At 69.9% G+C, this 24,029-nt stretch carries 18 protein-coding genes and 7 pseudogenes; 13 read left to right on the top strand and 12 right to left on the bottom strand.

What is annotated here, in order from left to right:
* Positions 1 to 218: 218 nt before the first annotated feature.
* From ACFZBU_RS39060 to ACFZBU_RS39075, 4 genes are all read right to left on the bottom strand, one after another.
* Positions 219 to 2,732, bottom strand: a complete 2,514-nt coding sequence (locus ACFZBU_RS39060) for a collagenase (RefSeq protein WP_391588516.1) — start codon at positions 2,730 to 2,732, stop codon at positions 219 to 221.
* A gap of 520 nt (positions 2,733 to 3,252) precedes the next feature.
* A complete protein-coding gene (locus ACFZBU_RS39065; RefSeq protein ID WP_391588517.1) occupies positions 3,253 to 4,302 on the bottom strand; it encodes an ABC transporter substrate-binding protein in 1,050 nt (349 codons plus the stop codon).
* A 60-nt stretch (positions 4,303 to 4,362) separates the two neighbouring features.
* Positions 4,363 to 5,283: an ABC transporter permease gene (locus ACFZBU_RS39070; protein WP_391588518.1), complete on the bottom strand. Its 921-nt coding sequence runs from the start codon at positions 5,281 to 5,283 to the stop codon at positions 4,363 to 4,365.
* On the bottom strand, positions 5,273 to 6,082 hold the full coding sequence (locus ACFZBU_RS39075; protein ID WP_391588519.1) for an ABC transporter ATP-binding protein: 810 nt from the start codon (positions 6,080 to 6,082) through the stop codon (positions 5,273 to 5,275). Before ACFZBU_RS39075 ends, ACFZBU_RS39070 begins: the two co-directional genes overlap by 11 nt.
* A gap of 199 nt (positions 6,083 to 6,281) precedes the next feature.
* Here ACFZBU_RS39075 and ACFZBU_RS39080 point away from each other — a divergent pair, with 199 nt between their 5' ends.
* From ACFZBU_RS39080 to ACFZBU_RS39095, 4 genes are all read left to right on the top strand, one after another.
* A complete protein-coding gene (locus tag ACFZBU_RS39080) occupies positions 6,282 to 7,958 on the top strand; it encodes an ATP-binding protein (protein ID WP_391588520.1) in 1,677 nt (558 codons plus the stop codon).
* Positions 7,955 to 8,734 (top strand): response regulator, encoded by a 780-nt coding sequence (locus tag ACFZBU_RS39085; protein ID WP_391588521.1) that lies wholly within the window; start codon positions 7,955 to 7,957, stop codon positions 8,732 to 8,734. Before ACFZBU_RS39080 ends, ACFZBU_RS39085 begins: the two co-directional genes overlap by 4 nt.
* 561 nt (positions 8,735 to 9,295) lie before the next feature.
* Entirely contained in the window at positions 9,296 to 9,706 is a 411-nt protein-coding gene (locus ACFZBU_RS39090) for a hypothetical protein (RefSeq protein ID WP_391588522.1), read from the top strand.
* A 29-nt stretch (positions 9,707 to 9,735) separates the two neighbouring features.
* Positions 9,736 to 9,834, top strand: coding sequence for a hypothetical protein (locus ACFZBU_RS39095; RefSeq protein ID WP_391588673.1), 99 nt, complete (start codon positions 9,736 to 9,738; stop codon positions 9,832 to 9,834).
* 138 nt (positions 9,835 to 9,972) lie between these two features.
* Here the strand turns inward: ACFZBU_RS39095 and ACFZBU_RS39100 are convergent, their stop codons facing one another.
* The gene (locus tag ACFZBU_RS39100) at positions 9,973 to 12,891 is read right to left on the bottom strand and encodes an ATP-binding protein (protein ID WP_391588523.1); all 2,919 of its coding nucleotides are present in this window, start codon (positions 12,889 to 12,891) and stop codon (positions 9,973 to 9,975) included.
* A 332-nt stretch (positions 12,892 to 13,223) separates the two neighbouring features.
* Here ACFZBU_RS39100 and ACFZBU_RS39105 point away from each other — a divergent pair, with 332 nt between their 5' ends.
* The gene (locus ACFZBU_RS39105; RefSeq protein ID WP_391588524.1) at positions 13,224 to 13,697 is read left to right on the top strand and encodes a hypothetical protein; all 474 of its coding nucleotides are present in this window, start codon (positions 13,224 to 13,226) and stop codon (positions 13,695 to 13,697) included.
* A gap of 34 nt (positions 13,698 to 13,731) precedes the next feature.
* On the opposite strand, the pseudogene ACFZBU_RS39110 reads toward ACFZBU_RS39105, so the two are convergent.
* From ACFZBU_RS39110 to ACFZBU_RS39125, 4 genes and pseudogenes are all read right to left on the bottom strand, one after another.
* A pseudogene (locus ACFZBU_RS39110) lies at positions 13,732 to 13,947 on the bottom strand (IS1182 family transposase); the annotation flags it as partial.
* A gap of 1,082 nt (positions 13,948 to 15,029) precedes the next feature.
* A pseudogene (locus ACFZBU_RS39115) lies at positions 15,030 to 15,311 on the bottom strand (GNAT family N-acetyltransferase); the annotation flags it as partial.
* 49 nt (positions 15,312 to 15,360) lie between these two features.
* Positions 15,361 to 16,098: a transposase gene (locus ACFZBU_RS39120; protein ID WP_391588525.1), complete on the bottom strand. Its 738-nt coding sequence runs from the start codon at positions 16,096 to 16,098 to the stop codon at positions 15,361 to 15,363.
* Between the two features lie 9 nt (positions 16,099 to 16,107).
* Entirely contained in the window at positions 16,108 to 16,293 is a 186-nt protein-coding gene (locus ACFZBU_RS39125) for a hypothetical protein (protein WP_391588526.1), read from the bottom strand.
* A gap of 350 nt (positions 16,294 to 16,643) precedes the next feature.
* On the opposite strand from ACFZBU_RS39125, the gene ACFZBU_RS39130 reads away from it, so the two are divergent.
* Positions 16,644 to 17,051 (top strand): YciI family protein, encoded by a 408-nt coding sequence (locus ACFZBU_RS39130; RefSeq protein ID WP_391588527.1) that lies wholly within the window; start codon positions 16,644 to 16,646, stop codon positions 17,049 to 17,051.
* A gap of 8 nt (positions 17,052 to 17,059) precedes the next feature.
* Positions 17,060 to 17,215, top strand: a pseudogene (locus ACFZBU_RS39135) (sigma factor); the annotation flags it as partial.
* Between the two features lie 734 nt (positions 17,216 to 17,949).
* On the opposite strand, the pseudogene ACFZBU_RS39140 reads toward ACFZBU_RS39135, so the two are convergent.
* Positions 17,950 to 18,060 (bottom strand): annotated as a pseudogene (locus ACFZBU_RS39140) (transposase); the annotation flags it as partial.
* 74 nt (positions 18,061 to 18,134) lie between these two features.
* Here ACFZBU_RS39140 and ACFZBU_RS39145 point away from each other — a divergent pair.
* From ACFZBU_RS39145 to ACFZBU_RS39155, 3 pseudogenes are all read left to right on the top strand, one after another.
* A pseudogene (locus tag ACFZBU_RS39145) lies at positions 18,135 to 18,245 on the top strand (helix-turn-helix domain-containing protein); the annotation flags it as partial.
* A gap of 277 nt (positions 18,246 to 18,522) precedes the next feature.
* Positions 18,523 to 20,154: pseudogene (locus tag ACFZBU_RS39150) on the top strand (nitrate- and nitrite sensing domain-containing protein); the annotation flags it as partial.
* Between the two features lie 145 nt (positions 20,155 to 20,299).
* A pseudogene (locus tag ACFZBU_RS39155) lies at positions 20,300 to 20,801 on the top strand (ATP/GTP-binding protein).
* Positions 20,802 to 21,033: 232 nt separating this feature from the next.
* Here ACFZBU_RS39155 and ACFZBU_RS39160 read toward each other — a convergent pair.
* On the bottom strand, positions 21,034 to 21,258 hold the full coding sequence (locus tag ACFZBU_RS39160; RefSeq protein WP_391588528.1) for a hypothetical protein: 225 nt from the start codon (positions 21,256 to 21,258) through the stop codon (positions 21,034 to 21,036).
* Positions 21,259 to 21,581: 323 nt separating this feature from the next.
* Here ACFZBU_RS39160 and ACFZBU_RS39165 point away from each other — a divergent pair, with 323 nt between their 5' ends.
* Positions 21,582 to 21,935, top strand: a complete 354-nt coding sequence (locus ACFZBU_RS39165; protein ID WP_391588529.1) for a helix-turn-helix domain-containing protein — start codon at positions 21,582 to 21,584, stop codon at positions 21,933 to 21,935.
* Between the two features lie 163 nt (positions 21,936 to 22,098).
* Here ACFZBU_RS39165 and ACFZBU_RS39170 read toward each other — a convergent pair whose 3' ends face one another.
* Positions 22,099 to 22,677 carry a hypothetical protein gene (locus tag ACFZBU_RS39170; protein ID WP_391588530.1) on the bottom strand — a complete coding sequence of 193 codons (579 nt, stop codon included), beginning with the start codon at positions 22,675 to 22,677 and terminating at the stop codon, positions 22,099 to 22,101.
* 332 nt (positions 22,678 to 23,009) lie between these two features.
* Between ACFZBU_RS39170 and ACFZBU_RS39175 the strand changes: the two genes are divergently transcribed.
* Together ACFZBU_RS39175 and ACFZBU_RS39180 are read left to right on the top strand one after the other, a co-directional pair.
* Positions 23,010 to 23,381 (top strand): hypothetical protein, encoded by a 372-nt coding sequence (locus tag ACFZBU_RS39175; RefSeq protein ID WP_391588531.1) that lies wholly within the window; start codon positions 23,010 to 23,012, stop codon positions 23,379 to 23,381.
* 180 nt (positions 23,382 to 23,561) lie between these two features.
* A complete protein-coding gene (locus ACFZBU_RS39180; RefSeq protein WP_391588532.1) occupies positions 23,562 to 23,849 on the top strand; it encodes a hypothetical protein in 288 nt (95 codons plus the stop codon).
* Positions 23,850 to 24,029 lie beyond the last annotated feature (180 nt).

A 24,029-nucleotide genomic window follows, 5' to 3' on the forward strand; every position in this document is an offset into this window, starting at 1 on the left:
AACCGAATTCTCCCGGTCCCGCCGTTGCGGGGCCCGACGTCGTGTCGAGTTCGCCGCAGCGTCCGCGGCCGTTTGCCCCCGCGAGTCGACGTCGAGTGGCGGCGGGTCCGTGGGCGGTCTACCGACCGGCCCATTGACCCGCCGCCTTGTGCCGTGCTCCGGTTCGGGTGAGGTCCGATCAGCGACGGAACCGCCGATCGGGCCTCACCCCGGTCCGGTCAGTAGGTCGTGGTCACTGTGATGCCCGTGAAGGCTTGCGTTCCGTGGAGGGTGATGTAGTGGTAGCCCTCCGGCGGTGCCGGGATGGTGAGCGTCTCGGCGTTACCGGTGTTGGTGGACTTGGCGGTGTAGGCGGTGTTCGAGGCCCATACGTCGCTGTTGTAGTAGAGGTCGGCGTTGCCCGTGCCGCCGGCGGTGACGATGTTCAGGCTTGCGGTGCCCGCCGGGGTGTAGATGTAGAGCTGCACGGCGTCGTCGGTCGCTGCGGACAGGGCGCTGCGCCGGCAGTTCCTGCCCAGTGCCCGGATGTCGGGGTCGGTGCACTCGGTCGCGCCGCCACCGCCGCCGGTGACCGTGACGGTGTGCGTGACGTTCGCGGTGGCGCCTTGGTTGTCGGTGACGGTCAGCCGCACGGTGTAGGTGCCGGCGGCGTAGGTCTTGCTCGGGTTGGCCGCGGTCGAGGTGGTGCCGTCGCCGAAGTCCCAGGCGCGGGTGGCGATGGTGCCGTCGGGGTCGGTGGAGGTGTCGGTGAAGGCGACCGAGGTGCCGTTTACGGTGCTGATGAAGCCGGCTACCGGCGGGCGGTTGGCGGGAGTTCCGCCGCCGCCGCAGTCGCCGGCGGCGCACGCCGCGAGCCAGGTGTACCAGTCGCTGTCGTAGCGGGTGCCGATGGTGGAGGTCAGGAAGGTGCGTGCGCCGGTCCAGTTGCCGGTGCGGTAGTAGCCGAGGAGTCGAGTGATGTCCGCGGGGTGCTTTTGCAGCATGTAGCGCACGGCGAGGTAGCCCCAGCGGTAGATGCGGGTGGTGTCGTGGGAGTAGGTGGTGTCGAACACCGTGCTCAGGGCGTAGGTGCGATTGGCCGCCTCGGTGATCGCCGCGTCGTAGGGGACGTTGCGGTAGGAGTAGGAGACGTACTCCGCGAAGCCCTCGATCCACCAGATGGTCGGCGTCGAGATGCCGGCGTTGAAGTCGCCGTACATGTCGAAGCGGCCGTCGAGGTAGTGCGTGTACTCGTGGTTGAGGTTCCAGATCTCGAACGCGGGCCGGACCCATTCGGCTTCGTAGGCGATGAAGCGCGGCTGGTTGCCGACCGCGGCGGGGTCGCCCTCGAGGTACATGCCGCCGTTGTTGGTGTCGATGCCGAACATCGCGCCGGCGTAGGTCTGGTAGTCGGTGCTGGAGTCGAAGACCACGACCTCGATGGTGGTGTTGCGGTCGTTGGCGACGGGACCGTTGTCGGCGACCACGCCGTGGAAGTAGGCGTCCTGGTTGCGCAGGCTGGTGCACGCGGCGGTGAGGTTGGCCGGGGTCATCTCCTGCGCGCGGATGCGGATACTGGCGCTGCAGGTGTAGTCGACGGTGAGCACGGCCGCGACCAGCCGTGTCTGGAGGTCACAGGTGTCGTAGTAGGCGCACTGTGCCTTGTCGTAGTAGTCGGTCATCTCGGCCAGACCGACCCACATCGCGGCACTCGGTCCGGTGATCGAGCTCGCCCGCAGGTGCTTGAGAACCATCGGCCGCACCTTGGCCTGCAGCGGCGCGTACTGCACGAAGCGACCGAGTTCGCGGCCCGCGTTGACGGTCAGGAACGCGTTGTCGGTGCCGAGCAGATCGCGGTGCGCGATCAGGAAGGCGTCGAGCGAGTCGATCACGCTGGGGTCGGCTTGGACCGCGGTCACGAACGCCGGTACCTGGTGACCCCTGAAGAGGACGGTGTAGACGTTGTTGACCGCGATAAGCATCCAGCGCGACACGTTGTACGAACTGCTGTAGCCCGCCAACAGCCGCTTGACGACCGACAGATAGCGCGCGTTCTCCTCGGCGCTGTCGATCAGGGTGACGGCCTCGGCGAGGGTCTCGCCGTTGGCGTCGGTAACGTCCCAGGAGTGCGCGTTGGCGAAGAAGGTGTCCAGCCCGGACCGGATCGCGTTCTGCAACGTGGGGCCATAGCTGCCCACGGTGGTCGGGTTGTACCAGTGCACGTAGTAGCCCGCACGCAGGAAGAGCACGAGTTGCGGGGCGCCCGTAGTGCCGTTGCCCGGGTACGAGGCCGCCATGTCGCGCAGGGCGTAGGCGACCGTGGTCATCTGCGCCTCGCGGAAGACCCAGTAGGCATCGCTCCCGGTGATCGAGAACAACGTGTTGACGCAGTCCGTGGTCGACGCCTTGATCTGCTGGACCAGCGCGCTGCCGGTCCGGCTCGCGAAGTCGGCGACCGCGCAGGTCGCCGCCGCCTTGGCGTGCTGGTCGGCGGCCATCGAGGGCCGGGCCGGCAGTACGGCGACCGAGGGGTTGTCGTAGTCGCGCCGGGCGGTGTCCGTCGCGGCCGCGGACAACGGCTGCCGGTCGGGCACCGGCAGCGGCTTGCCCTGGGTGTGCGGTGCCTGGTCGGTCGCGGCGCTGGGGGCGGCGCCGGCGGTGGGCGGGGGCCCGGTGGTGGAGGTCGCGGTGCTCGTCGTGGGGCCGTCGGCGGGAGCAGCCGATCCGGGCTGGGTGAGCAGCCCTAACCCCATGACGAGGGAGATCGCGACGATGCTTATGCGGTGAAGTCCCTGTCGTGCCTGTTTGGTTCGCAAAGACCGTCTCCTTGCGGGACAGAGGACGCGCGTGGGCGTGCCTCCGATGTGGGGTGGTACGAGGGCATGAGCGATTCGTCGTCGACCGCGTCCCTGCGGGACGCGCCGGCGCGAGCGTGGTCATCGTTCCCGCCCTGCCGAAAACCCGGGGACGGCAGGGCAGTTGGTGCCCGCAGCGGACCGGAAGGGGAACGCTCAGACCACTGCGTGACATGTACCATGTCACAAATCACATTTTGCGTGAAGAGCTGTTGAACAACCCGTGGCTGCCGACGAAACGGCAGGCATCCGGGCCGGAACGGGCTACGGCCGGAACCGGGTGCGACCCGGAACGCCACAGGAACGCATCATCGGCACCGATACGACACCTCGGCTTGCGGGAGTTCCTGCAGGTGAACGAACGGCCGAGTCCGTTCGAACGTTTCGGTGCTCTCCCCCCGCCGCCGGTGCGGAGTGGTCAGCCGACCTTGTCCACGAACTCCGTGGTGTACGTCTTCGTCAGGTCGACGGAGTCCTTCTTGTCCTTGACGCTCGGGGAGAACTTGCCCAGAACTTCGAGGACGTTGCGGGCGCCCGCCGGGTCCATCCGGCCGTCCGCGTTGAACATGGCCATCGTGTCCTTGATCGACTGCTCGTACAGCGCCTTCCCGCCGTTGGCGTAGTCGGACGGCATCACGGCCGCGATCTCGGCGGCGGAGTGCGTGTTGATGTAGCGCAGGGTCTTGACGAAGGCGTTCGCCAGTTTCTGCACCGTCTCCTTGTGGCGGCCGACCCAACCGCAGTCCATGTACAGCGAGCTCGCCGGGTACAGGCCGCCCAGGGCCTTGCGTGTTCCCTCGACGGTGCGCATGTCGACCAGGACCTTGGCTTTGCCCGTGTTGACCAGTTGCGCGATTGTCGGGTCGGTGGTCATCCCGGCGTCGATGCCGCCGTTGTCGATCGCGGCGATGAAGGGCTGTCCGGATCCGGCCTTGACCGGGGTGTATTCGGACGTGGAGACGCCGTTCGCCGTGGCCAGGTACTGGGTCAGGAAGTCGGTGGAGGAGCCGGGGCTGGTGAAGCCGAGCTTGGCCCCCTTGAAGTCGGCCGGTGAGGTGATCCTGCCGGCCTTGCTCGTGGCCACCATCTCGGCCTCGCCCGGGATGTTGGCGAACTGGACGACGCTCTGGATGCACTTGCCCTTGGTCTGGAGGTCGATGGTGTGGTCGTAGAAGCCGACCACGCCCTGAACGTCGCCGCTGATGAGCGAGTTCTCGGCCTGGGCGCCCGCCGGCTCGGTGAGCAGTTCGACGTCCAGGCCCTCGGCCTTGAAGTAGCCCAGCCGCTCGGTGAGCATCGCCGGCAGGTAGATGACCTTCTCGATCCCGCCGACCATGATCTTGGCCTTCGCCGGGCCGGAGTCGGACGAACCCGAGGAACCGGAGTCACGGGAGTCCTGACACCCGGACAGCACGCCGGCGGCCAGCACCGCCGCCACGCCCGCGGCCAGGCTTGCGTGAACCTTCATGAAGACCTCCTGGGAAGGGCCGTGGGACACGGCCGGGAAAACAGCCGAAAGGAGAAGGGGTCAGAGCCGGATCTCGGCGGCCGCAGCGGGCGGACGCCATTTCAACAGGCGCTTCTCGACGATCCCGAGCAGCGATTCGGCCAGGAGGGCGATGACGGTGATCACGATCATTCCCGCGTAGATCCCGGCGGCGTCGAACGTGCCCTGCGCCCGGTTGATCAACAACCCCAGGCCCTTGCTCGCACCGGTGAACTCGCCCACCACCGCGCCGATCAAAGCGAAACCGAACGCCGAGTGCAGCGACGCGAGAATCCACGATGTGGCGCTGGGCACCACGATGCTGGTCAGCACCTGGGTGCGGCTCGCGCCCAGGATCCGTGCGTTGTCGACCAGATTGCGGTCGACCTCCCGAGCGCCCTGGAACGCGTTGAAGAACACCGCGAAGAACACGAGCACGAACGCGGTCGCCACCTTCGACGACAGCCCCAGCCCGAACCAGATCACGAACAGAGAGGCCAGGACGATCCGCGGGACGGCGTTGGCGGCCTTGATGAACGGCGCCATCACCTCGGCGATCATCGGACTCCGCCCGAGCAGGATCCCCAACACGACCCCGGCGACGGACCCCAGGACGAATCCTGCGGCGGCCTCCTGCAGGGTCACCGAGATCTGCTCCCAGATGCTGCCCTGGCTGGTGCCGTCGGTAAACCACTCGACCAGTCGGTCCTTGATCAACGTCGGTTTGGAGTAGAAGAAGGGGTCGATCCAGTGCGTCGCGGCCAGTTCCCAACTGCCCAGCCACAGCGCGACCAGCAGGCCGCGCAGCGACCACATCCGCATGCCGCGCCGCCGCCGGGCGCGCACGGCCAGCGCGCCGAGGTCGGGCTCCGGCTCGCTCGTGGCCGGCCGGGGCCGGGCGGGGGCCTCGGGGCCTGTCTCCTCGGGGGCGCCCCGGGTGATCGGCGTCGATTCAGGCGGCATGTCCGGCTCCTCGTTCGCGGGTGATGGTGACCTCGGTGCGCAGCGACTCCCAGATCTCGCGGTAGATCTCCAGGAACTGCGGTGTCAGCCGGATCTCTTCGACCGTGCGCGGGCGCGCCAGCGGCACCGGGAAGGAGTCCTTGACGGTGGCGGGGGACGCGGTCATCACCACGACCCGGTCGGCGAGCGCGATGGCCTCGTCCAGGTCGTGGGTGACGAATACGACAGCCGCGCCGGTGCCCGCCCACAGCCGCAGCAATTCGTCCTGCATCAGCGCCCTGGTCTGCACGTCCAGGGCGCTGAACGGCTCGTCCATCAGCAGCACACTCGGCTCGTTGACCAGCGTCTGGGCGAGCGCGACCCGCTTGCGCATGCCGCCGGAGAGTTGATGCGGGTAGTAGTGCTCGAACGCTGCGAGGCCGACCCGGTCAACCCAGCCCCGGGCCTTGTCCCTGGCGGCGGCCCGCGAGGCGCCGCGATAGCGGGGGCCGGCCGCGACGTTGTCCAGCACCGAGCGCCACGGCAGCACGGCGTCCTGCTGGAACATGTAGCCCACCCCGTCGGGCACGCCGTCGACCGGCACGCCGCGCACCAGGGCCTCGCCGCGCGACGGCGGTTCCAGGCCCGAGATCAGCGACAGCGCGGTCGACTTGCCGCATCCGGTCGGGCCGACCACGGCGACGAACTCGCCGGCGTCGACCCGCAGGTCGAGATCGCGCACTGCGGTGTGTACACCGCCGGTATGCGTCGGGAACCTTTTACTCGCTCCGCGAAGTTCCACGAGGGGTTGCGATGCCATAGGGATCCCTTCCGCGGCGACCCCGAGGGGTCGATGTGCCGCCGGTCACAGTGGCCGTTGGCCGAGGAACGTAGCGACGGCCGCCGCGGCCGGTGGGCTTGCCCGCGTTGCGCGCGACGTTTCGAATAGATCTCGTTTTGCGCATTGTGCGCACCTCGGGGATGGGCAGGAATCGGCGACGGGGCTACCGTCCCCCCTCATGAGTCGACCCCGCCTTTCCTTCATCGCGCAGATGCTGCTGTTGCAGCTCGCGCTGGTCGTCGTGGTCGCCGGGTTCGGTTTCGTCCTCATCAGCCGGCTGCTCGACGCGCAGTTGACCGCCCAGTACGAGAAGCGCGCGTTGTCCGTGGCCCGCAGCGTGGCCTCCGATCCGACGCTGGCCGCAGCGGTGGTGACCGACGACGCGCAGGGGAGCGTACGCACCCGCGCGGAGGCCGCCCGGCGGGCGACCGGGGCGCTGTTCGTGGTGGTCACCGACGAACGCGGCATCCGGCTGGCGCACCCCAATCCGGACCTGATCGGCCTGCGGGTCAGCACCGACCCCACCGCGGCGCTCGCGGGACGGGAGGTGTCCAACCTCGAGGTCGGCACGCTGGGCATCTCCGCGCGCGGGAAGGTCCCCGTCCGCACGGCCGATGGCACGGTCGTCGGCGAGGTCAGCGTCGGCTTCGACGCCGACGACCTGCGTCGGCACGGCGCCGAGGTGATGCACATCGTGGGCCTGTATTCCGCAGGGGCGTGCCTGCTCGGGGTGGTCGGCTCGGTGCTGCTGGCCCGCCGCCTGCGCCGGCAGACGCTCGGCCTGGAACCGCACGAACTCGCCGAGTTGATGCAGGAGCGAGAGGCGGTGCTGCACGGGGTCGGCGAGGGGGTGTTCGCGATCGACGGCAAGGGCGTGGTGACGGTGTGCAACGGCGAGGCGCAACGGCTGCTCGGGCTCGGCGACGCGATCGGCACGCGCGTCGAGGCATTGGAGCTGCCGCCCAGGATCCGCAAAGCTCTTTCCACGCAAGGGAGTTGCGATCACATCGTGTCGGTGGCCGGGGACCGGGTGGTCGTTGCCACCGCCCGCGAGGTCCGCCGCGAACGGCGTGATCTGGGACGCGTCCTGACCGTGCGCGATCGCACCGACCTGGACAAGCTGACCCGCGAGCTGGACTCGGTACGCGGTCTCACCCACGCCCTGCGGGCGCAGCGACACGAGTTCGCGAACCGGCTTCACACCCTGTCCGGGCTCATCCAACTCGGCCACCTCGACGAAGCCGTGCAGTATCTGCAGGCGTTGACCGCAGGTGCGGGCACGGCTCCCCAGCCGGGCGCCGTACGCGATCCGTTCCTGCGCTCGTTCATGGCGGCCAAGGCGGCGGTCGCCCGCGAACACGGGGTGCAGTTGGCCATCGGTGAGACCAGTTGGGTACCGACTACGGTGCTCGCCCCGACCGAGGTGACCACTGTGCTGGGAAACCTGGTCGACAACGCACTCGAAGCCGCCCGCACGGGATTGCGGGTCCCGCCGTCGGTCGAGGTGGACCTGCTCGCCGACGGCGCCGACCTGCACATGTCCGTGATCGACTCGGGGGCCGGAGTCGCGCCCGAGGTGCGGTCGCGGATCTTCCGAGACGGGGTGAGCACGCACGACGACGACGAACGCGGGCTCGGCCTGGCGATCGCGGTCCAGGCGGCGCGGCGCACCGGGGGCGGGGTCCAACTCGCCGATCCGGGCGGCGCGGCGCACGGCGCGGTGTTCACGGCGCAGTTGCGCGACGTGCTGGCCACCGGGGAAGACAAACGCACGGGTGTGGACCTGGTCGATGGTCACCGGAACTCGACGGTCCCGGGCTCGGGCGGGGCCGATGCGGAAGGAGCGCGGACATGATCCGGGTGCTGGTCGTCGACGACGACTTCAGGGTGGCCCAGATCCACGCCGGATTCGTGGCGCGCGTTCCCGGGTTCGAGGTGGTCGGGACCGCGCGCAGCGCCGCCGAGGCCCGGATGCGGGTGCGCGATCTGGGACCCGATCTGCTGTTGCTCGACGTCTACCTCCCCGATGCTTCCGGACTTGCGCTGCTACGGGAGTTCGACATCGACGCGATCGTTCTCACCGCTGCCTCCGACACGGCGTCGATCGCAAGTGCGCTGCGCCGCGGTGCGTTGAACTACCTGGTCAAGCCGTTCGTCGAGCGGGATCTGGCCGATCGGCTGCTGGCGTACGCGCGGTACCGGAACGTGCTCACGTGCGGTCGCCCGCTCGAACAGCGGGACCTGGACCGGGCGTTGCGGGTGCTGCGCGAGGGCGATCGTCGTCCCGACGCCCGCAGTGGGTCCTCGGTCACCGGCCGGCTGATCTCGCGCGCTCTGGAAGAGGCCGGCGAGCCGCGGTCGGCAGCCCAGATCGCCGCCCTGCTCGGCATCTCGCGCGCGACCGCACAGCGCTACCTGGGCTCTCTGGTGGATTCCGGCGCGGCGTTGGTGACCCTGCGCTATGGCGTAGCTGGCCGACCGGAACACATGTACGCGCGGCCGCGGGCCGGTTCCGGTTCGGCGGTCGGCGGCCCGCGTCCGGAAGGAGAGCGGGTGGCCGCGTCGATGGCCACCGAGACGGAACCGGTTTCCCCGGGCAGATCTGGACGCTCGCGCGGGCCGGGCGGGTGATCACGCAGGTCACGCGTTCGGACCCGCCTCCAGCACCGCCGCCACCTCGGCGAACCCCTCGTTCGACACCCGCCGTTGGGCACCCGGGAGAGCCGCCGACCGCAACGCGTCCGCACCGCCCTCCACTCACGCGCGATGCCACACCGACACCGCCTGCGGCCACACACCCGGCCGACGCCCCTACCTTCGGACGAACCGGCCACCGCATTGGACGTCACCACACAGGCCGAGGTCACATGTGGTTCGCGAATAACGTCGGGGGTTGGGCGACGGCGTGCCGGTCGAGTCGTTCTCGGAGGAGTTCGTGGCGGCGGGCGCCGTCTCCGCCGTGCTCACGGTGGGCGTTGTCCAGAGCGGCGACCAGCAGGAGGCCGGTGTGGCCACGCGGGTCGGTCGGGCACGACGCATCGCGGAGCGAGTGCCTTCGGGTCCGCCCGGTTCGCGGCCGGGCCGCCGTCCGGCGGACAGCGCTTCCTCACCCGGTGCAGCCGGAGCGCGCTGCCGGGCGAGGAAGCGGATCCGGAGCGCGGCGCGGCCAGGGCACGCGCCACGGCCCTGCTGATGCTGGCACTGCCCGGCGCCACCTTCCTCTACCAGGGCGAGGAACTCGGTCTGCCCGAGGTGACCGACCTGCCGCCGGAAGCCCTGACCGACCCCATCGTGGCCGCGACCGGCGACCCGGGCAAAGGCCGCGACGGTTGCCGTGTACCTCTGCCCTGGGCCGGGGAGCACGCGCCGTTCGGTTTCTCCGACGCACCGGCACACCGGGTGTGGTTGCCGCAACCGCCATCGTTCGCCCGACACTCCGTGCAGCGTCAGCGTGACGACGGCGAGTCCAGTTGGCACTTCTATCGCGAAGCGCTGCACCTGCGCCGCAGCCTCGCCCCGCTGCGCGACCCCGCCCTGAGCTGGCTGTCGGCTCCTCACCACACCTGGTCTTCGGCCGGGGGACAGGCTTCGTGTGCGCGGTGAACTTCACGGACGCACCCGTTACGGCACCCGTGCCCGGGAAACCGCTCCTGTCCAGTCTTCCGTGCGACGAGGGCAAGCTCGCGGCCAACAGCGCTGCCTGGTGGGTGGTGGATCGCCTGCCGGCCTGACGGCGCGAGGATGGAGTACCGGGGCGATCCTGTACACCTGCCACGGCCGGACCAACCAGGAGCGGCGGCCGGCCGGCTGACGTACCCCCGCTCGCGGGGGTGTCGGCGGCTCGCCGGTGCGAACCGTCGCGGTGTCGCTTATGTCGAATCGGCGGGGCGGATTCGCCGGCGGACTTCGGGGTCGGGGACCTTGTCCCTGGAGACGTCGAGCTTTTCCAGGACGCGGGCGACGTGGTGTTCGACGGTTCTCGGTGACAGGAACAGGGCCTGCGCGATGGCCTGGTTGCCCAGGCCCTGGGCGAGCAGTTCGGCGACCTCGTGTTCGCGGGGGGACAGGGCCCGACCGTAGCCGCGACGTCCCCGGGAGGACGGGCGGGCCAGGCCGAGTTCGCGCAGGGTGTGCCGGCAGCGGGCCTGATCGGACGTGGCGCCGAGCAGGGTGAAGGTCTCGACGCAGCGGGCCAGGTGCTCGGCGGCCCGCTCCGGGTCGCCGCTGGCGGCGAGTACGGCGGCCAGACGTTCCGTCGCGCCGGCGGAGTTGTAGGGGCGGCCGATGTCGTCCCACATCCGTCGGGCCGTCTCGAACCGGGTGGCTGCCGCGTCGCCGTCGGTGTCCCGAAGCAACAGGCCCTGGGCCAGGTTGAGTTCGGCGACGGCGGCGGGTGCGTCGCGGTCCCGCAAGCCGCGCTCGGCGTCGTCGGCGAGTCGCTGTGCGGCGTCGTGGTCACCACAGGCCGATGCGGCTTCGACGGCCGTGGCGACGAGCCCGGTACTGCGGGGCCAGGCCCGGGTCCGGCGCAGTTCCTCCAGCGCCGGGCGGGCGATCGACCAGGCTTGCCGGGGAAGGTTTTGGGCGAGCCGAACGGTGATGATCCCGGCGGTCGCCCGCAGCCCGGGTGTCGTCACGAACTCCGTTTCCAGAGCCACCGCGACGGCTTCGTAGTGCGACAGTGCGCGGTCCCATTCCCCGCGGGCCGCGGCCAACAGTCCACCGGCCATGTGCTGTTCCTCGGCGCCCATGCGAAGATCGGGGAACTCACCGGTAAGCGCCGCATATCGCCCCTCCAGGCCGATCCAGCGGCCCGCCAGCAGGTCCAGGCGCAGCAGGTTGATGCGGATGTAGCCCTCGATCTTCGGGTTGCGTGCGCGCCGGCTGAGGTTTCGGCTCTCGGCGAGCAATTCCGCGGCTCGCTCGTCGTGGCCGAGTTCGATGGCGAGGTCCGCGACGTTGTACAACGCGCGGACGCTGTGGCGCAGGACCTCCAGGTTCTCCGAGTGCCGGGGTAGCTCGTCCAGAAGGGCCCACGTCTTGGGGTCGCCGTCTCGGGCGAGGAGATTGAGCCGGGCCGTGCGGACCGCGGCCGCCGCAGCCTCGTCGCAACCCCCTTGCGCGAGTGTCTGCTCGGCGCGGTCCAGCCAGGCCGGGCCCTGTCCCCGTTCGTCGATGGCCAGGGCCACCATGGCCCGCACGGCCCGCGAGGGGCGGCCGGCCAACTCGGCTGCGGCCCGTTCGAGTTCGCGAAAGCCGGTCCGGTCGCCGGTCTGGGTGGCCAGGAGCAGGCCGAGGCCGAGCCGGATCTCGCCGCGGTCGGCGACCGGCATCCTCGGGTCGGTGAGGAGTCGCCCGAGGACACGCGTGCTCGCGGCCGTGTCGGCGAAGTCGCCGACGACCGCGGCCAGGGCGAGTGCGGCCCGGCTGCGCAGGTCTCCCGGCAGCTGATCCTCGTCGAGGATGTCGAGCAGCAAGGTTACGGCGGTTCCCGGGTCGTCGACGGCGATGGCCTCGTCGGCCGCGGCTTCGGCGGCCACGAGCCACTGCGCCCGATCGCCCGCGGCACGCGTGTGGTGCGCGATTTGTACGAGCGGTACCGGGGTCAGGGCGGACAGCGCGTCGATCGCCTGCCGGTGCAGTCGGCCACGCTGAGGTCCGGGAACGCGCTCGTAGGCGACCTGTTGTGCCGGACCGTGCCGGAAGAAGTACCAGCCGGGTTCGATCTCGCGTAGCGCGAAGGCACGCAGTGCCTCCGTCAGGCCCTGAGCGGTGTGCTCCGCGTCGAGCCCGGCCACGGCACCGAGCAGCGGTTCGGCGGCGGGGACGGCGAGCACCGCCGCGGCATCCACCACCGCGGCACCGTCCGGGGGCAGGCCCGACAGCCGTTCGCCGAATGTGTCACGAAGCGCGCTCGGCACCCCGGATTGCTCCAGGTGGCCGGCGAGACCTGCCGGACCGTGCTCCTCGTCCCGGCGCTCACAGAGGGTGAGCAGATCCTCCTCGGCCACCAGGGGCAGTCCTTCGCTGCGGCGGAACAGGATGCTCACGAGCCGAGGGCTGCTGTACGGCCCGAGCACCGCGTCGGCCAGCTCCCCGACATCGTCTTCGAGCAGTGGGCCCAGCCGAATCGTGGCGCCCGACGTGCCGGGCGGACGGCGAAAGGCCGCGCCGAGCACCCGGCCGTCCCCGGGCACATCCTCCGCCCTGTACGACAGCACCAGGCTCAAGGTCGCCGGCAGGTCACGCGCCAGCAGGAGCAACAGTTCCCGGGTGGGCACGTCGACCCAGTGCAGGTCGTCGACGACCAGTACGGCCGGGCCGACGCACTCCAGCAGGGAGCGGACCGCCTGGATCCGGAGGCTCCGCTCGGAGTGGGCGTCGTCCGCGTGCTCGGGCACCGGTGGGAGCCGGTCGGCGAGGTCCGGCAGCAGCGGTGCCAGTGCACCCACCGTGCGCGGTAGCTCGCTCACCGGCGGCAACCAGGGCCCCACCTTGCGAAGCGCGTCGACGACCGGACCGAAGGGAACCGGCTCGTGCAGCGGGTGACACAGCCCCTGGAGCACCGGCCGGCCCTCGGCGATCACCTCTGCCATGGCCTCCCGGATCAGTCGGCTCTTCCCGATTCCGGCTTCGCCCTCGATCAGCAGCACCGAAGGTGGATGCCGCACCGAGGTCAGGACACGCGCCAACTCGCGACGCCTGCCGACGAAGGCGAAGCCGGCTCCCGCGCCGTCGCTTCGCCCACCGTTGGCGCCGTGCTCAGGCTCGTGCGCCCACATGTTCATGCGCCCTCGACATCTCGGCCATGGTGCGAGTGATCCGGTGAGTGTCGATCCCCCCAGTCTGGTCGCCCGACACATGGGTGACAACCGGCCCGCTCACGCGCGGCCGGCAGCGAGCACGCGTGGTGTGGCGATCGGGGCACGTGTGGGGCGGCGAGTCTACCCATCGTTTCCGACTGCGAGTGGGGGCGGGTACGTATTGATGCCGCACCGGTCGGCCGACTTTCCTGGACCCGGGAGGCCACGCTCGGGGAGGCCTTCGAACCTGTTCGGCCCTCGACCCACAGTCGGGCCCTGGATCCACGGGTCCGGCCCTCGACCAGCCCGGAGTCCTGATGCCCTCCACCCGCCGCCCCGCCCCCGCGAATACGGTTCGTACGGCGGCGTACCTCCGCTGCTTCCCGTACGACCCGCTCCGGACGGGCCCACACCTTGGGGTCCTGCTGGAGTATGCCGAGGTTCTCGGCCTGCGGGCCCCGGACGTCTTCTTCGACAACGGGCACCTGTCCTCCGGGCCGATGCCGCAGCTGGAGCGACTGCTGGCCGCGATCGCGTCCGGACTCTACGACGTCGTCCTGGTGCCGGGACCCTTCGTGCTCGCCCTCGACGACGACAAGGCGCGGGAAATCCTGAGGTGGATGCGCGCGCAGGGCTGCGAGGTCGTGGAACTGCCCTCACCCCGCACCGGCACCGGCACCGGCACCGGCACCGATGGGACCGGACGCCGCACGGTCCCCCTGCGCGACCGTGAGCCGTACGACACGACCGGTGACGTCGAGGGCCGCTCGTACGAGGCCCGGGTGGCCTGAGCTTGACTCTGTCGGTGATCTTGGTGGATCGGGCTCAACTGCCAAGGGTTCGCCAGGGCTTCGACCGGGGGATGTCGTTCCGGTCCAGAAAGGTCTGGAAGGCGGTCGGCGGTCTCGGCGGAGAGCCTTCCTCGTTTGCAGACCGGCCGCTGAGGCGTTCGATGTTGACGGCGATGGAGGTCGGCACGTGCTGCACATGGGCCTTCGGCCGTCCGCGGTAGCGGCAGCGGCGCATGCCGTGTCCGTGGGCAAGTTCGTTGACGGTGCCCTCGACTCCGGAGCGGACCGCATAGCGGGCCTTCCAACGGGTGCCTGCTGCTCGTCACGGACTCGGACTTGCGGGTCGCGGAGTTCTCGCGGTGGGAAGCCGACGTTCCGGCGCCCTCTCGGGAACCGGTGCACCGGAGGCGGTCCGGACACGGCCGGCACCGGCTCGTGGTGGACTTCGCGACGATGAGCGGGGCGGCGGTGGGTGAGGATGTCGGGTAGGGGCCGTGCCGGCCCTGGCTGACCCGGCCTCGGGGGCAGGTGACCTGTCGGCGGTCGAAGTCGATGTGGAAGTCGTCCCGGTCGAAGCCTTCCTCCTGGCGGTGTTGGCGGGTGGGATTGCCCGGCAGGGGCCCGCTGACGGTGATCCGGTGTTCGCGGGCGGCTCGTTCCAGGTGGACCAGGGAGGTGTAGCCGCCGTCGACCAGGTGCTCGGCGGGCAACAGCCCGCGACAGGCCGGACGGGTGTGGATGCCGGGCAGGGCCCGGGCGTCGTTGGTTGCGGCCGGTGTGGTGGCCACGTCCGTGATCACGTTGGTGCCGTCGGAGGCGCACGTCTCGGTGATGTGCGCGGCGAATCCCTTCCAGTCGATGATGTGCCCGTGACGGGCATAGCGCGCCGTGGTGTCGTACGGGGAGACGATCGCGTCGGAGGAGGGCGGCAGGCCGCCGTGGTCGGCGGTGCGCCGGCACAGACGGCCCGCCGCGTCGCGGGTGACGGGAACCATCGAGGGTAACCTCCTGAGAGCCATACCCGGTGTCTCTGGCTCTCTGGACCTTATGACGGCCCGTCCAACGCATCGTCGCCGCCGAGACACCCCTGTCGACCAAACCCGCGAACAAGGACACCCACTACCGCGTCACCGACCCCCACCTACGGCTGTGGCTGGCATTCGTGGGCCCGCACCTCGCCGAGATCGAACGCGGCCGCGGCGACCGCGCCAACGCGGGCGGCCGCGGAGGGCATCGCCGCGCGTGCCCGCGTGGTGGGGGACGACGAAGCCGGCCGCGGACGGCGCGGGTCCGGAGAGCGTCGAGACGGGCTTCGGCCCGTTGAACCGACGGTCGGCCGGTCGAACGAGCCTGCTCCCACTCGGTTCTGGTGAGTTCGTATTCGACTTCGCCCTGTTCGGAGCCCTCGATCGCCTCCGGCCAGTCCCCGGTGAAGTTCCGGACGAAGGACAGGCCGGATTTTTCCATGACGCGACGAGAACGGGTGTTGACGGTCATGGTGTTGGCGGTGATCCGCTCGACTCCCATTTCCGTGAACCCCTTGTGGACCAGGGCTTGGGACCCCTCGGTGGCATAGCCGCGCCCCAATGCCGCCTGGTGCAACCGGTATCCGAGAGTTCGGCTGTGGCGGATATTTCGGATGCCGTTGGTGATCTTCTCCGGGTCAGCGCGGGCGGGGTTTGAACCGGGCGTCGCAGAGTTGTCGGAATCGGCCGAAAGGCCTGGGGGTTCGCACCGGGACGATGCCGGGCAGTATGCATTCGCTGAGGCGGACGATGTTGGTTCCGGCGGCGACGAGGACGTGTTGCGCGTGGGTCTTCGCCCGGCCGCGGTAGCGGCAGTTGCGCAGGCCGTGGGCACGCACGGTCTCGGAGACGGTGGCCTCGCAGCCGACGTGCATTGCGGTGTGCCGCTTCCAGTCGTCGGTCTCCTGTTCGCGGCGGACCCGGTTCTGGATCTCCTGGAGAGGTCGAGGCATGAGCAGGATCTGTCGGCCTCGACCGCCGGCGTTGCCGGTGCACTTGATGCGGTCCTCGCAGCGCGGCAGACGGCACGTGGGAAGAGCACGGAGGTGCGCGGTTGCCCGTCGTTGCGGACGGGTTTCCACGGCGGGCTGACGTTGCCGCGTGGGCAGGTGAGGGTCTGCCGTTCCCAGTCGACGGCGAAGTCCTCCTTGGCGAAGCCCGGATGCTCGGCCGCGCGGGTCGGCGCGGACGGGGCGGACCCGGGCGACTCCGTGCTCGATGGCGGCGCGGTGGATGGTGGCCGGGGTGACGTAGCCGCTGTCGACCAGGTGTTCCGCCGGCAGGAGACTCCGGGCCGCGAGTCCGGCGTGGATGCGGTCCACCGCGTCGACGTTCTGTTCGGGCGCCAGTGCACCGTGGAGCGAGTGCCTTCGCACCCGCCCGATTCACGGCCGGGCCGACATCCGGCGCGCCTCTTCGCGGGCGAGGTCCGTCGGCCCACCCTCGTGCCCGCGCTCCATCGCCATCCGGATGTCGGGTCGCGCCGCGTACCGGCCCCGAACCTGCTCGGCGGCGTGCTCACGCAGATCGCGTCCAGCGCCCGGACGCAGTCGCGGCCGGCGACGGCTCATCCGTCCCCGGCAGTGGTGAACGCCGTCTTGACGGTCACCGGTCTTCTTCCGGCACTTCGCGGAACGCGCGGGTGACCCCGGCGGGCACGGCGGGGCGGCTCGGTCATGGTGCTCCTCCGAAAACAGTCGCTGCCGGCGATCGAGAGCAGCAGCCGCACCCGTGACGCCCGGCGCAGGATCAAGGGCTCGATGTAGCCGCACGGCGCAAGCCGCACCCGGACGGCGGGCGGGTTCGCCCGGCCGTCGGAAGAGCCGAAAAACGTTCGGAGGGGATGTCGAGAACGCGTGCCCCGCTCCGTCCCCGGTGTGAACGCGACCAGAATGGGTCGCACTCACCGAGGAGAACCACGATGGCCAAGTACTTGTTGCTCAAGCACTACCGCGGCGCTCCGGCTCCGGTCAACGACGTCCCGATGGACCGGTGGACGCCGGAGGAGATCTCGGCCCACATGCAGTACATGAACGACTTCGCGGCCCGGTTGGAGCAGACCGGCGAGTTCGTCGACGGTCAGGCGCTCGCCTTCGAGGGGACGTTCGTGCGGTACGACGGCGAGGGACGCCCGCCGGTCACCGACGGCCCGTTCGCCGAGACCAAGGACCTGGTCGCCGGCTGGATGGTGATCGACGTCGACAGCTACGAGCGCGCCGTCGAACTGGCCGGGGAACTGTCCGCCGCCCCCGGGGCGGGCGGCAAGCCGATCCACGAGTGGCTCGAACTGCGCCCGTTCCTGGCCTCGCACCCCACCGTCACCGAGTGACCTCGACGATGGACGAGGCCCGGATCCGAAGCCTCACCCCGGACGTGCTCGCCGTCCTCGTCCGCCGCGGAACCGACGTCGCGGCGGCCGAGGACGCGGTACAGGACGCCCTGGTCGAGGCGGTCCGGCTGCGGCCCGCCGACCCTCCGCGGGACGCGAAGGGCTGACTGGTCACCGCGGCCTGGCGATCGTCGACATCGTCCAAGCCATCGACCGCGCCCTACGCCAACACCCCGGCGAAGGACGCACCACCACCTCATCCTCTCCGTCTTCCTCACGCCCAGGGCATCCCGCGGCAGGGCGCCGAGATCCCGGACAAGCAGCGGGGTGGGCCCGGACGGGGGCGAGTTCGTCCCCGTCCGGGACTCGAAGCGCCGAAAGGCGGAAAGGTTCACGGCCGTCGACCCGCTGGGCCGGCCGCCCGGAATCCCGGCGTTCGGATGTGGCACCTTGCGGCGCGCGGACGGGCGTGGTTCAGGACGGAGGTGGTGCAGGCTGGAGCGCAGGATCGACAGCGAGGCCACGACCCACGGCCCCTGGACCAGGACGGTCCACCACCGGGCCGGGCCGGTGGTGACGCCGGCGGTCTGCCGCAGCGGCCCGAGGGAGATCACCGCGCCGAGCACACCGATCGCGGCGACCAACACGACACTGACCACCACCAACGTGCGGCTGAGGCGGTCCAGCCGCCGCCCGCCCGTGACCAGGCGGACGGGCGTGGGCCCGCCGGGGTTGACCACCCGGCCCCCGGACCGGGGCCGGGGATTCGACGGTGACGGGAACCTCCTCGACCGGGCAGGCCGGCAGTCGGGCGAGTTCGGCCTCGAACCGCGCGTCTCCCACCGCCGCGAACGACGGGGAGAGCCCTGCGGGGGGCACGGCCGCGTTCGACGTCGAAGGCCCGGTTGAGCTGCTTGTTTCCGCGACGGGATGGTTGTTCGCCTCGGATCGAGGAGCCTGAGATGCGGGTTGCCGGGGCGAGGCCTGCGTAGGCGGCGAGGTGTGTCGCTGGTTCCTGAAAACTGACCCCCAGGAGGTCCTTGGGTTCTAACGCTTGTCGCAACACTCTTTGATCATGAGGGGGTGCTAAAGGTGGAGGATTGGGCCGAGATACGTCGTCTGCATCGAGCGGAGGGCGTGCCCATCAAGGAAATCGCCCGGCGCCTCGGAGTGGCCCGGAATACCGTGCGGGCCCCGCCCCGGCAGTGAGGCCCGGTCGACCGCCCGCGGAGGCGGACGGCGAGGTTTCGGCTCGCGGCCAGCGGGCGGTTCACGGACCGGCCGCCGGCCGCAGCTCGGTCTTCGGGGCGACTGGTCGATCCGGGCTCGGATCCTCGTCCTGGTACTGGTCCCGAGCCTGGCCCTGGCCGCGCTGTGGGGCACGTACACGTTCAGCCGGTTCAACGAGGCACTGGACCTGCGCCAGACCGTCCATGACGTGGAAAAGGTCGGGATCAAGAGCGAGACCGCGATGGTGGCGCTTCAGGAGGAGCGCTGGCTGTCGATGGTGTATCTCGCCCAGCCTCGGTCCGATCGTGCGCCGCTCGACCGGCAGCGCGAGAACACCGACCGGGCGCTCGAGACGATGCGGCGGGCCGCGGGTCCGGTGGTCGCGAAGAATCCACCTGACCTGAAGCGGATCTTCGCGCAGATCGTCGAGGGTCTCGGGGCGTTGCCGGGATTTCGGCAGCAGATCGACGCCCGCCAGGTGGACTACGGCACCGCCTACCAGTTCTACACCGCCGCCCTGAGCACCGGCATGACGTACTTCGAGGCCGAGGCGCGCCTGACCGCGGACGCCAAGTCGATCAACGAGGCCGCGACCGCCGTGGCGTTGTTCCGTGCACTGGAGGGCTTCGCCCGACAGAACGCGCTGCTGTCCGCGGGGCTGTCCTCCCCTTCGGGCGTGACCGCAGATGGGCAAAGGCAGTTCAATCGACTCGTCGGCGCCCAGCGCGAGCAGTGGGCCGTGGTCGCGCCCTCTCTGCGGGACGCGCAGGCCGAGCGCTACCGGGCGATCATCGCCGGCCCGGAATGGTCCGCGCTGGTGACCGCGGAGCAGTCGGCCATGGACTCCGGCCGGATTCCGACCTCCGTCGGGCCCTGGCAGGACACGATGCTCCGGGTCGCCGCAAGCCTGCAGCAGCTCACTTTGGCCCAGGTGGACTTCGCCATCGGGTTCGCCGAGGACCGGGTCGACACCCTGATCACCTCGGTGATCGTGACCAGCATGCTCACCCTGGCGGCCATCGTGTCGGCCGTGCTGATCTCCGCTTTGATCTCCCGCGCACTCATCCGCCGACTTCGAAACCTTCGCAACGCGACGCTGCGGCTGGCCGATCGACAACTGCCCGATGTCATGGCCCGGTTGCAACGGGGCGAGGAGGTCGACCTCGCCGACACCGTCCCCGACGTTGACCACGGCTCGGACGAGGTCGGGCAGGTCGCGGGCGCGTTCGCCACGGCGCAGCGCATCGCGGTGCGGGCGGCGATCGAGCAGGCCGAGACGCGCGAGGGTCTCAGTCGGGTGTTCCTGAACCTCGCGCACCGCAGTCAGGGACTGGTGCACCGGCAACTCGCCCTGCTGGACGCGATGGAACGCGACAGCGAGGATCCCGATGTGCTGGCCGAACTGTTCCGGGTGGATCACCTGGCCACGCGAATGCGGCGCAACTCCGAGAACCTGTCGATCCTCGGCGGCGCGATGCCCGCCCGGCGCTGGCGTCGACCCGTGGGGTTGACCGAGATCCTGCGCGGGGCCGCCTCGCAGACCGAGGAGTACGCCAGGGTCCGACTGACCCTGATTCCCGACGTCACGCTCGCCAGCCCGGTGGCGGGCGATGTGATGCACCTGCTGTCCGAGCTCGTCGAGAACGCGACGACGTTCGCCCCGCCGCATACGCGCGTACAGGTCAATGCCGAAGTGGTGTCCAAGGGGTTGGCGATCGAAATCGAGGACCGTGGCCTCGGGATGTCCCAAGAGGCCCGGGAGGAGGCCAACCGACTGCTGACCGCGGCGCCCGCGTTCAACGTCATGGGCTTCACGCGCGACTCCCGGATCGGGCTGTTCGTCGTCGCGAGGTTGGCGGCCCGTCACCACCTCACGGTGACCCTGCGTTCCTCCCCCTACGGGGGAACCTCGGCGATCGTCCTGTTGCCCACGCACCTTCTCGAGAAGACCGGGAAGAACATTCCGAACCCCGACGAGGTCGAAGCGGGCCGGCGGATTCGGCGCCGGGAAGACCACGATGGTCGCTGCCGTCAGCGAGATCCCCCGCTCCGCACCGAGGAGGTGATCACGCAGGAGAGTCAGGGTGTGGACGACCTCACGGGGTGGCGGGAAAGACCACGACGACCGTTGCCATGGACTTCGGCCGGATCACGCTCGGCCGGCAGCTGGTGCTGTACCTCTTCGGGACACCCGGGCAAGACCGCTTCTGGTTCATGTGGGACGAGCTTGCGACCGGTGCTCTGGGCGCGTTCGTGCTCGCCGATACTCGAAGACTCGAAGACTGTTTTCCCGCCGTCGACTACTTCGAGAACCGCGGCACACCGTTCATCGTCGCGGTCAACCGCTTCGGCGGCACGTGTGACTTCGACACCGCCCAGGTGAGCGAGGCGCTCGACTTGGATCCGCATGTACCGGTGGTGATGTGTGACGCGCGCACCCGCGAGTCCGGCAAGCTCGCCATCGTCACCCTCGTGGAACACATCATGGCAACGAGGAGGCCAGCTCCGATCGGGCGCTGATTCCGGCGACACGGCGAACCTGTATCGCGAAGTGATTCCGGACCGTTCCCCACCGAGTGGCGGGAATCGAACGAGTCGAAGTGCGGCCGTGCCACCGTTGGGTGCGGCCTGGTGTCGCGCGCTGCCGTGTCGCCGTCCTTCACGGAACCGCGGGTATGCGCTCGTTCAACGCGCGGGCCAGGTGTGCGTCCGTGCCGAGCGGCCGGGTCTCGACCCACCAGCGGGCGCGCCATCATCCGTCGCCGTGTGCGCACGCCGCCGCGCAGGCCATGAGCGCCAGTCGCGGCACGGTGACCCAGTGCCCGGCGGGCGGTCGACGGCACCGGCAGCGGCGTCCGCTTGAGCGGATCGCGGCGGCGACGCTGTGGTTGTACAGGCCGAGCAGGCGCAGTACGTCGTCGGACTCCGTCAGTCGGGCCGACGGCTGGTCCGAGTCTTCCCAGGCGTGGACCAGCATGGCGGCCAGGGCGTATCCCAGCGGCGCGAGCGTCGGTGTGCCGTCGAGCCGTCCGGGGCGCGGGTCGACGGCGATGGCGGCCGGGCCCCGGTCGTCGAGCAGGGCGTTCTCAATGTCGTCGGTGGTCCGGTTCCGAGCGGCGCCCCCGCACAGCAGGGGCTCGGCGTCGAGCGTGGCGCGTACCAGGCTCCGGCGAGCGGCGTACCCGAACTCGGGTATGTCCCAGCGGTGTCGGCGACCGGTCGGGATCGCGAGTGCGACGCCGGGGACGGCGTGCGCGCCAAACGCCCGGTGGATGCGCGAGTCGGCGAGGCCGAGTCGGTTTGGCGCGCCAACGGCCGCCGCGCGATCTGGCCCGCGATCCGGAAACCTGGCCCCAGGCCACCATCGACGACATCGCCGCCGCGGCCGTCCAGAGCATCGCCCGAAATCTCGAACTTGTCATGCACGAACGACGGTTGAGCCTGCGACGGACGGCGCTCGGCTCCGGGGTGAACCGGCAGACCATCGCCAATCTGCTCGCCGGGACCGCGTGGCCCGACGTCGCCACGGTCGCGCGCCTCGAGGCGTTCCTCGGTGCCGCCCTCTATCCGTGTTCTCGCGGGAATGCGCCTGTCGCGCACGAGAGCCAACCTCTCCGTTCCCGAAGTGATCGACCTGCGGGAACGACGAAATAGGCCACGCGACCCCCGAGACGAACGTGCATCTACTACGCTCGGGAGACGCGTGAGCCACCAGCAAGCGGACCACGTCCACGCGTCGGCGAGGGGCCTAAGCCTCGTCCGACGCGGCGGCCCTCCCTTCGGGGAGGGCCGTTCTCATGCTCGGGGTGACGGCGCGTCAGGCGACCCCTCTCTCCTCGGACGCCTCGGTCGAGGCGATCCGATAGAGGCCCTTCTGCAGTTCCACCAGGGTGGCGTTCTTCACGAGACGCTTGATCGTCACCCGCGTCGTCTCCAGATTCGGCCGCGTCGTCTCGCGCCCCAGGCTCTCGGTCACCTCACGAACGCGCATGGACCGACCGGACGTGGCCAGCACTCGGACGATGGCGTCACCCAGCTTCCCGTGCCCGGCCCGCGTCCCACCCAGGGCCGTCGTGGCTGCGACCCGCCGCTCGGGCGATTCGACGGTCCGATCCGGGGGTCCGCCGACCGGCACCTCCCCGACGACGAGTCCGGCGGAAGCGACCTCGGAAGCCGAGTGGTCCTCGACGAGCTTCGTGTTCACCTCGTCCAAGACCTCCGCAAGAACCACGCGACGAGCCTCGACCAACTCCAACTCGACTTGCGCAGAAGCAAGTTCACGCGCAAGAGCGTCGCACCGCCGGCGCAGGTCCGCCGCCTTGCGCGTGTAGGTCTCCACCACCGACGGCAGATCAAGCGACGTCGCGGACTCCTCGTCCTGCCCGAATCGCGCCAACGTCCCTCCCACTGCCGAGCCCATGCGGACCTGAACGAGCAACGGCCAGCCTAGGGATCGCAAGGGCCCCGAGACAGGGAAACGCCAAACAAACAAGGCTCGTTGGCCCCCGGGATTCCGGTCGAGATGCCCCGACCACGCGCTCTCGGCCGGTTCCCGAGCAAATTGCCCAGACAAGTTGCCGGACCAGACAATCGCCGAATCTGTTACGACAACCCAGCGTGACGAAGCCTCGGTTCGAGCGGAGGCTCGCCCGGACTCGCCCGGTCGGCTCGCCGGCGCCCGGAGGGCACACCACGATCAGGCACTGCATGACCCGACACAATGTCCCAGTGACCCTCTTCACCTGCGCGAACTGCGCGCACCCTCTCACCAACGATCTTCTGGAATCGCAGGCCGCCCCACCCGGCGATGTCCTTCTCGACCATCGCATCGCCGACCCGGCGGTGGCGCAGGGCACCTATGCGATCAACCACGACGCCACGCTGGTCATCCTGCATCCCGACGACGTGCCGGGTACCGCCCTACATCCCGACCCCGGGCGTAGCAACGGATGCTGCGGACTCGACGGGCAGGACGGCCCCAACCTCGTCTGCTCACGCTGCGGTACCGATGTCGCCACCAAGCAATCGGACTGCTGGACCGACAACCTGATAGCGCTGATGACCGCCACAGTCGTCGAGGGCCCCGAATCCTCGACCTGAGCCCGTCGACCTCTGGCGCTTCCCCACACGCCCGCAGGAAACGATCACCGCCCCACGGAATTCGCCTGCGGTCCCCGCAGGTCACGCCCAACTCGTCAACGGCCTGCCACTACAGGCGGAGCCCGCAACGGTCACGGGGCCGTGCATGCGCGCTCGGTGCGGTTCGACAGAATCGGTGGAATGACACGAAGCGAGCTGCCCGACGGATGGACCCTTCAGCGGATACGCGACGTATCCGGTGATCGGGAGGCCGTCGTGCTGGACACGGACCGTGTCGTGACGTACCTGGGCCGGCCACATGGTCCGGACGAGGTCCTACAGCCGGAGATCGTCCTGGGCTTCCACGGACTCTGTGTCGTGAAGGCCGTCGACGATGACGACTGGTACATGGGCGGTCTCAACAGCGACGGCACCATCGAGTGCTGGGAAGCGTACGACGACCTCCGGAACGCGCTTCGCGGACTCTGAGCATGATCACGGTCGGCGGGAAACGATCACTGAACGCACGGGAAACCGAGCATCAGTTCGACCACTTCCCGCAGGTCAACCTCACTCGTCAACGGCCCAACTCAGGGAACGAGAGGGGAAGAGGCGGGCGGGAATCTGGATGGCGCAGATGCCATCGGCGTTGACCTCCACCGAGAACTC

The sequence above is a fragment of the Embleya sp. NPDC008237 genome, assembly GCF_042956465.1.
GTDB lineage: Bacteria > Actinomycetota > Actinomycetes > Streptomycetales > Streptomycetaceae > Embleya.

Bases quoted from the DNA above. Each gene is read 5' to 3' on its own strand.
- ACFZBU_RS39060 (WP_391588516.1), bottom strand. From the start codon at position 2,732: ATGGGGTTAGGGCTGCTCACCCAGCCCGGATCGGCTGCTCCCGCCGAC.
- ACFZBU_RS39065 (WP_391588517.1), bottom strand. From the start codon at position 4,302: ATGAAGGTTCACGCAAGCCTGGCCGCGGGCGTGGCGGCGGTGCTGGCC.
- ACFZBU_RS39070 (WP_391588518.1), bottom strand. From the start codon at position 5,283: ATGCCGCCTGAATCGACGCCGATCACCCGGGGCGCCCCCGAGGAGACA.
- ACFZBU_RS39075 (WP_391588519.1), bottom strand. From the start codon at position 6,082: ATGGCATCGCAACCCCTCGTGGAACTTCGCGGAGCGAGTAAAAGGTTC.
- ACFZBU_RS39080 (WP_391588520.1), top strand. From the start codon at position 6,282: ATGAGTCGACCCCGCCTTTCCTTCATCGCGCAGATGCTGCTGTTGCAG.
- ACFZBU_RS39085 (WP_391588521.1), top strand. From the start codon at position 7,955: ATGATCCGGGTGCTGGTCGTCGACGACGACTTCAGGGTGGCCCAGATC.
- ACFZBU_RS39090 (WP_391588522.1), top strand. From the start codon at position 9,296: ATGCTGGCACTGCCCGGCGCCACCTTCCTCTACCAGGGCGAGGAACTC.
- ACFZBU_RS39100 (WP_391588523.1), bottom strand. From the start codon at position 12,891: ATGAACATGTGGGCGCACGAGCCTGAGCACGGCGCCAACGGTGGGCGA.
- ACFZBU_RS39105 (WP_391588524.1), top strand. From the start codon at position 13,224: ATGCCCTCCACCCGCCGCCCCGCCCCCGCGAATACGGTTCGTACGGCG.
- ACFZBU_RS39125 (WP_391588526.1), bottom strand. From the start codon at position 16,293: ATGAGCCGTCGCCGGCCGCGACTGCGTCCGGGCGCTGGACGCGATCTG.
- ACFZBU_RS39130 (WP_391588527.1), top strand. From the start codon at position 16,644: ATGGCCAAGTACTTGTTGCTCAAGCACTACCGCGGCGCTCCGGCTCCG.
- ACFZBU_RS39160 (WP_391588528.1), bottom strand. From the start codon at position 21,258: ATGCTGGTCCACGCCTGGGAAGACTCGGACCAGCCGTCGGCCCGACTG.
- ACFZBU_RS39180 (WP_391588532.1), top strand. From the start codon at position 23,562: ATGACACGAAGCGAGCTGCCCGACGGATGGACCCTTCAGCGGATACGC.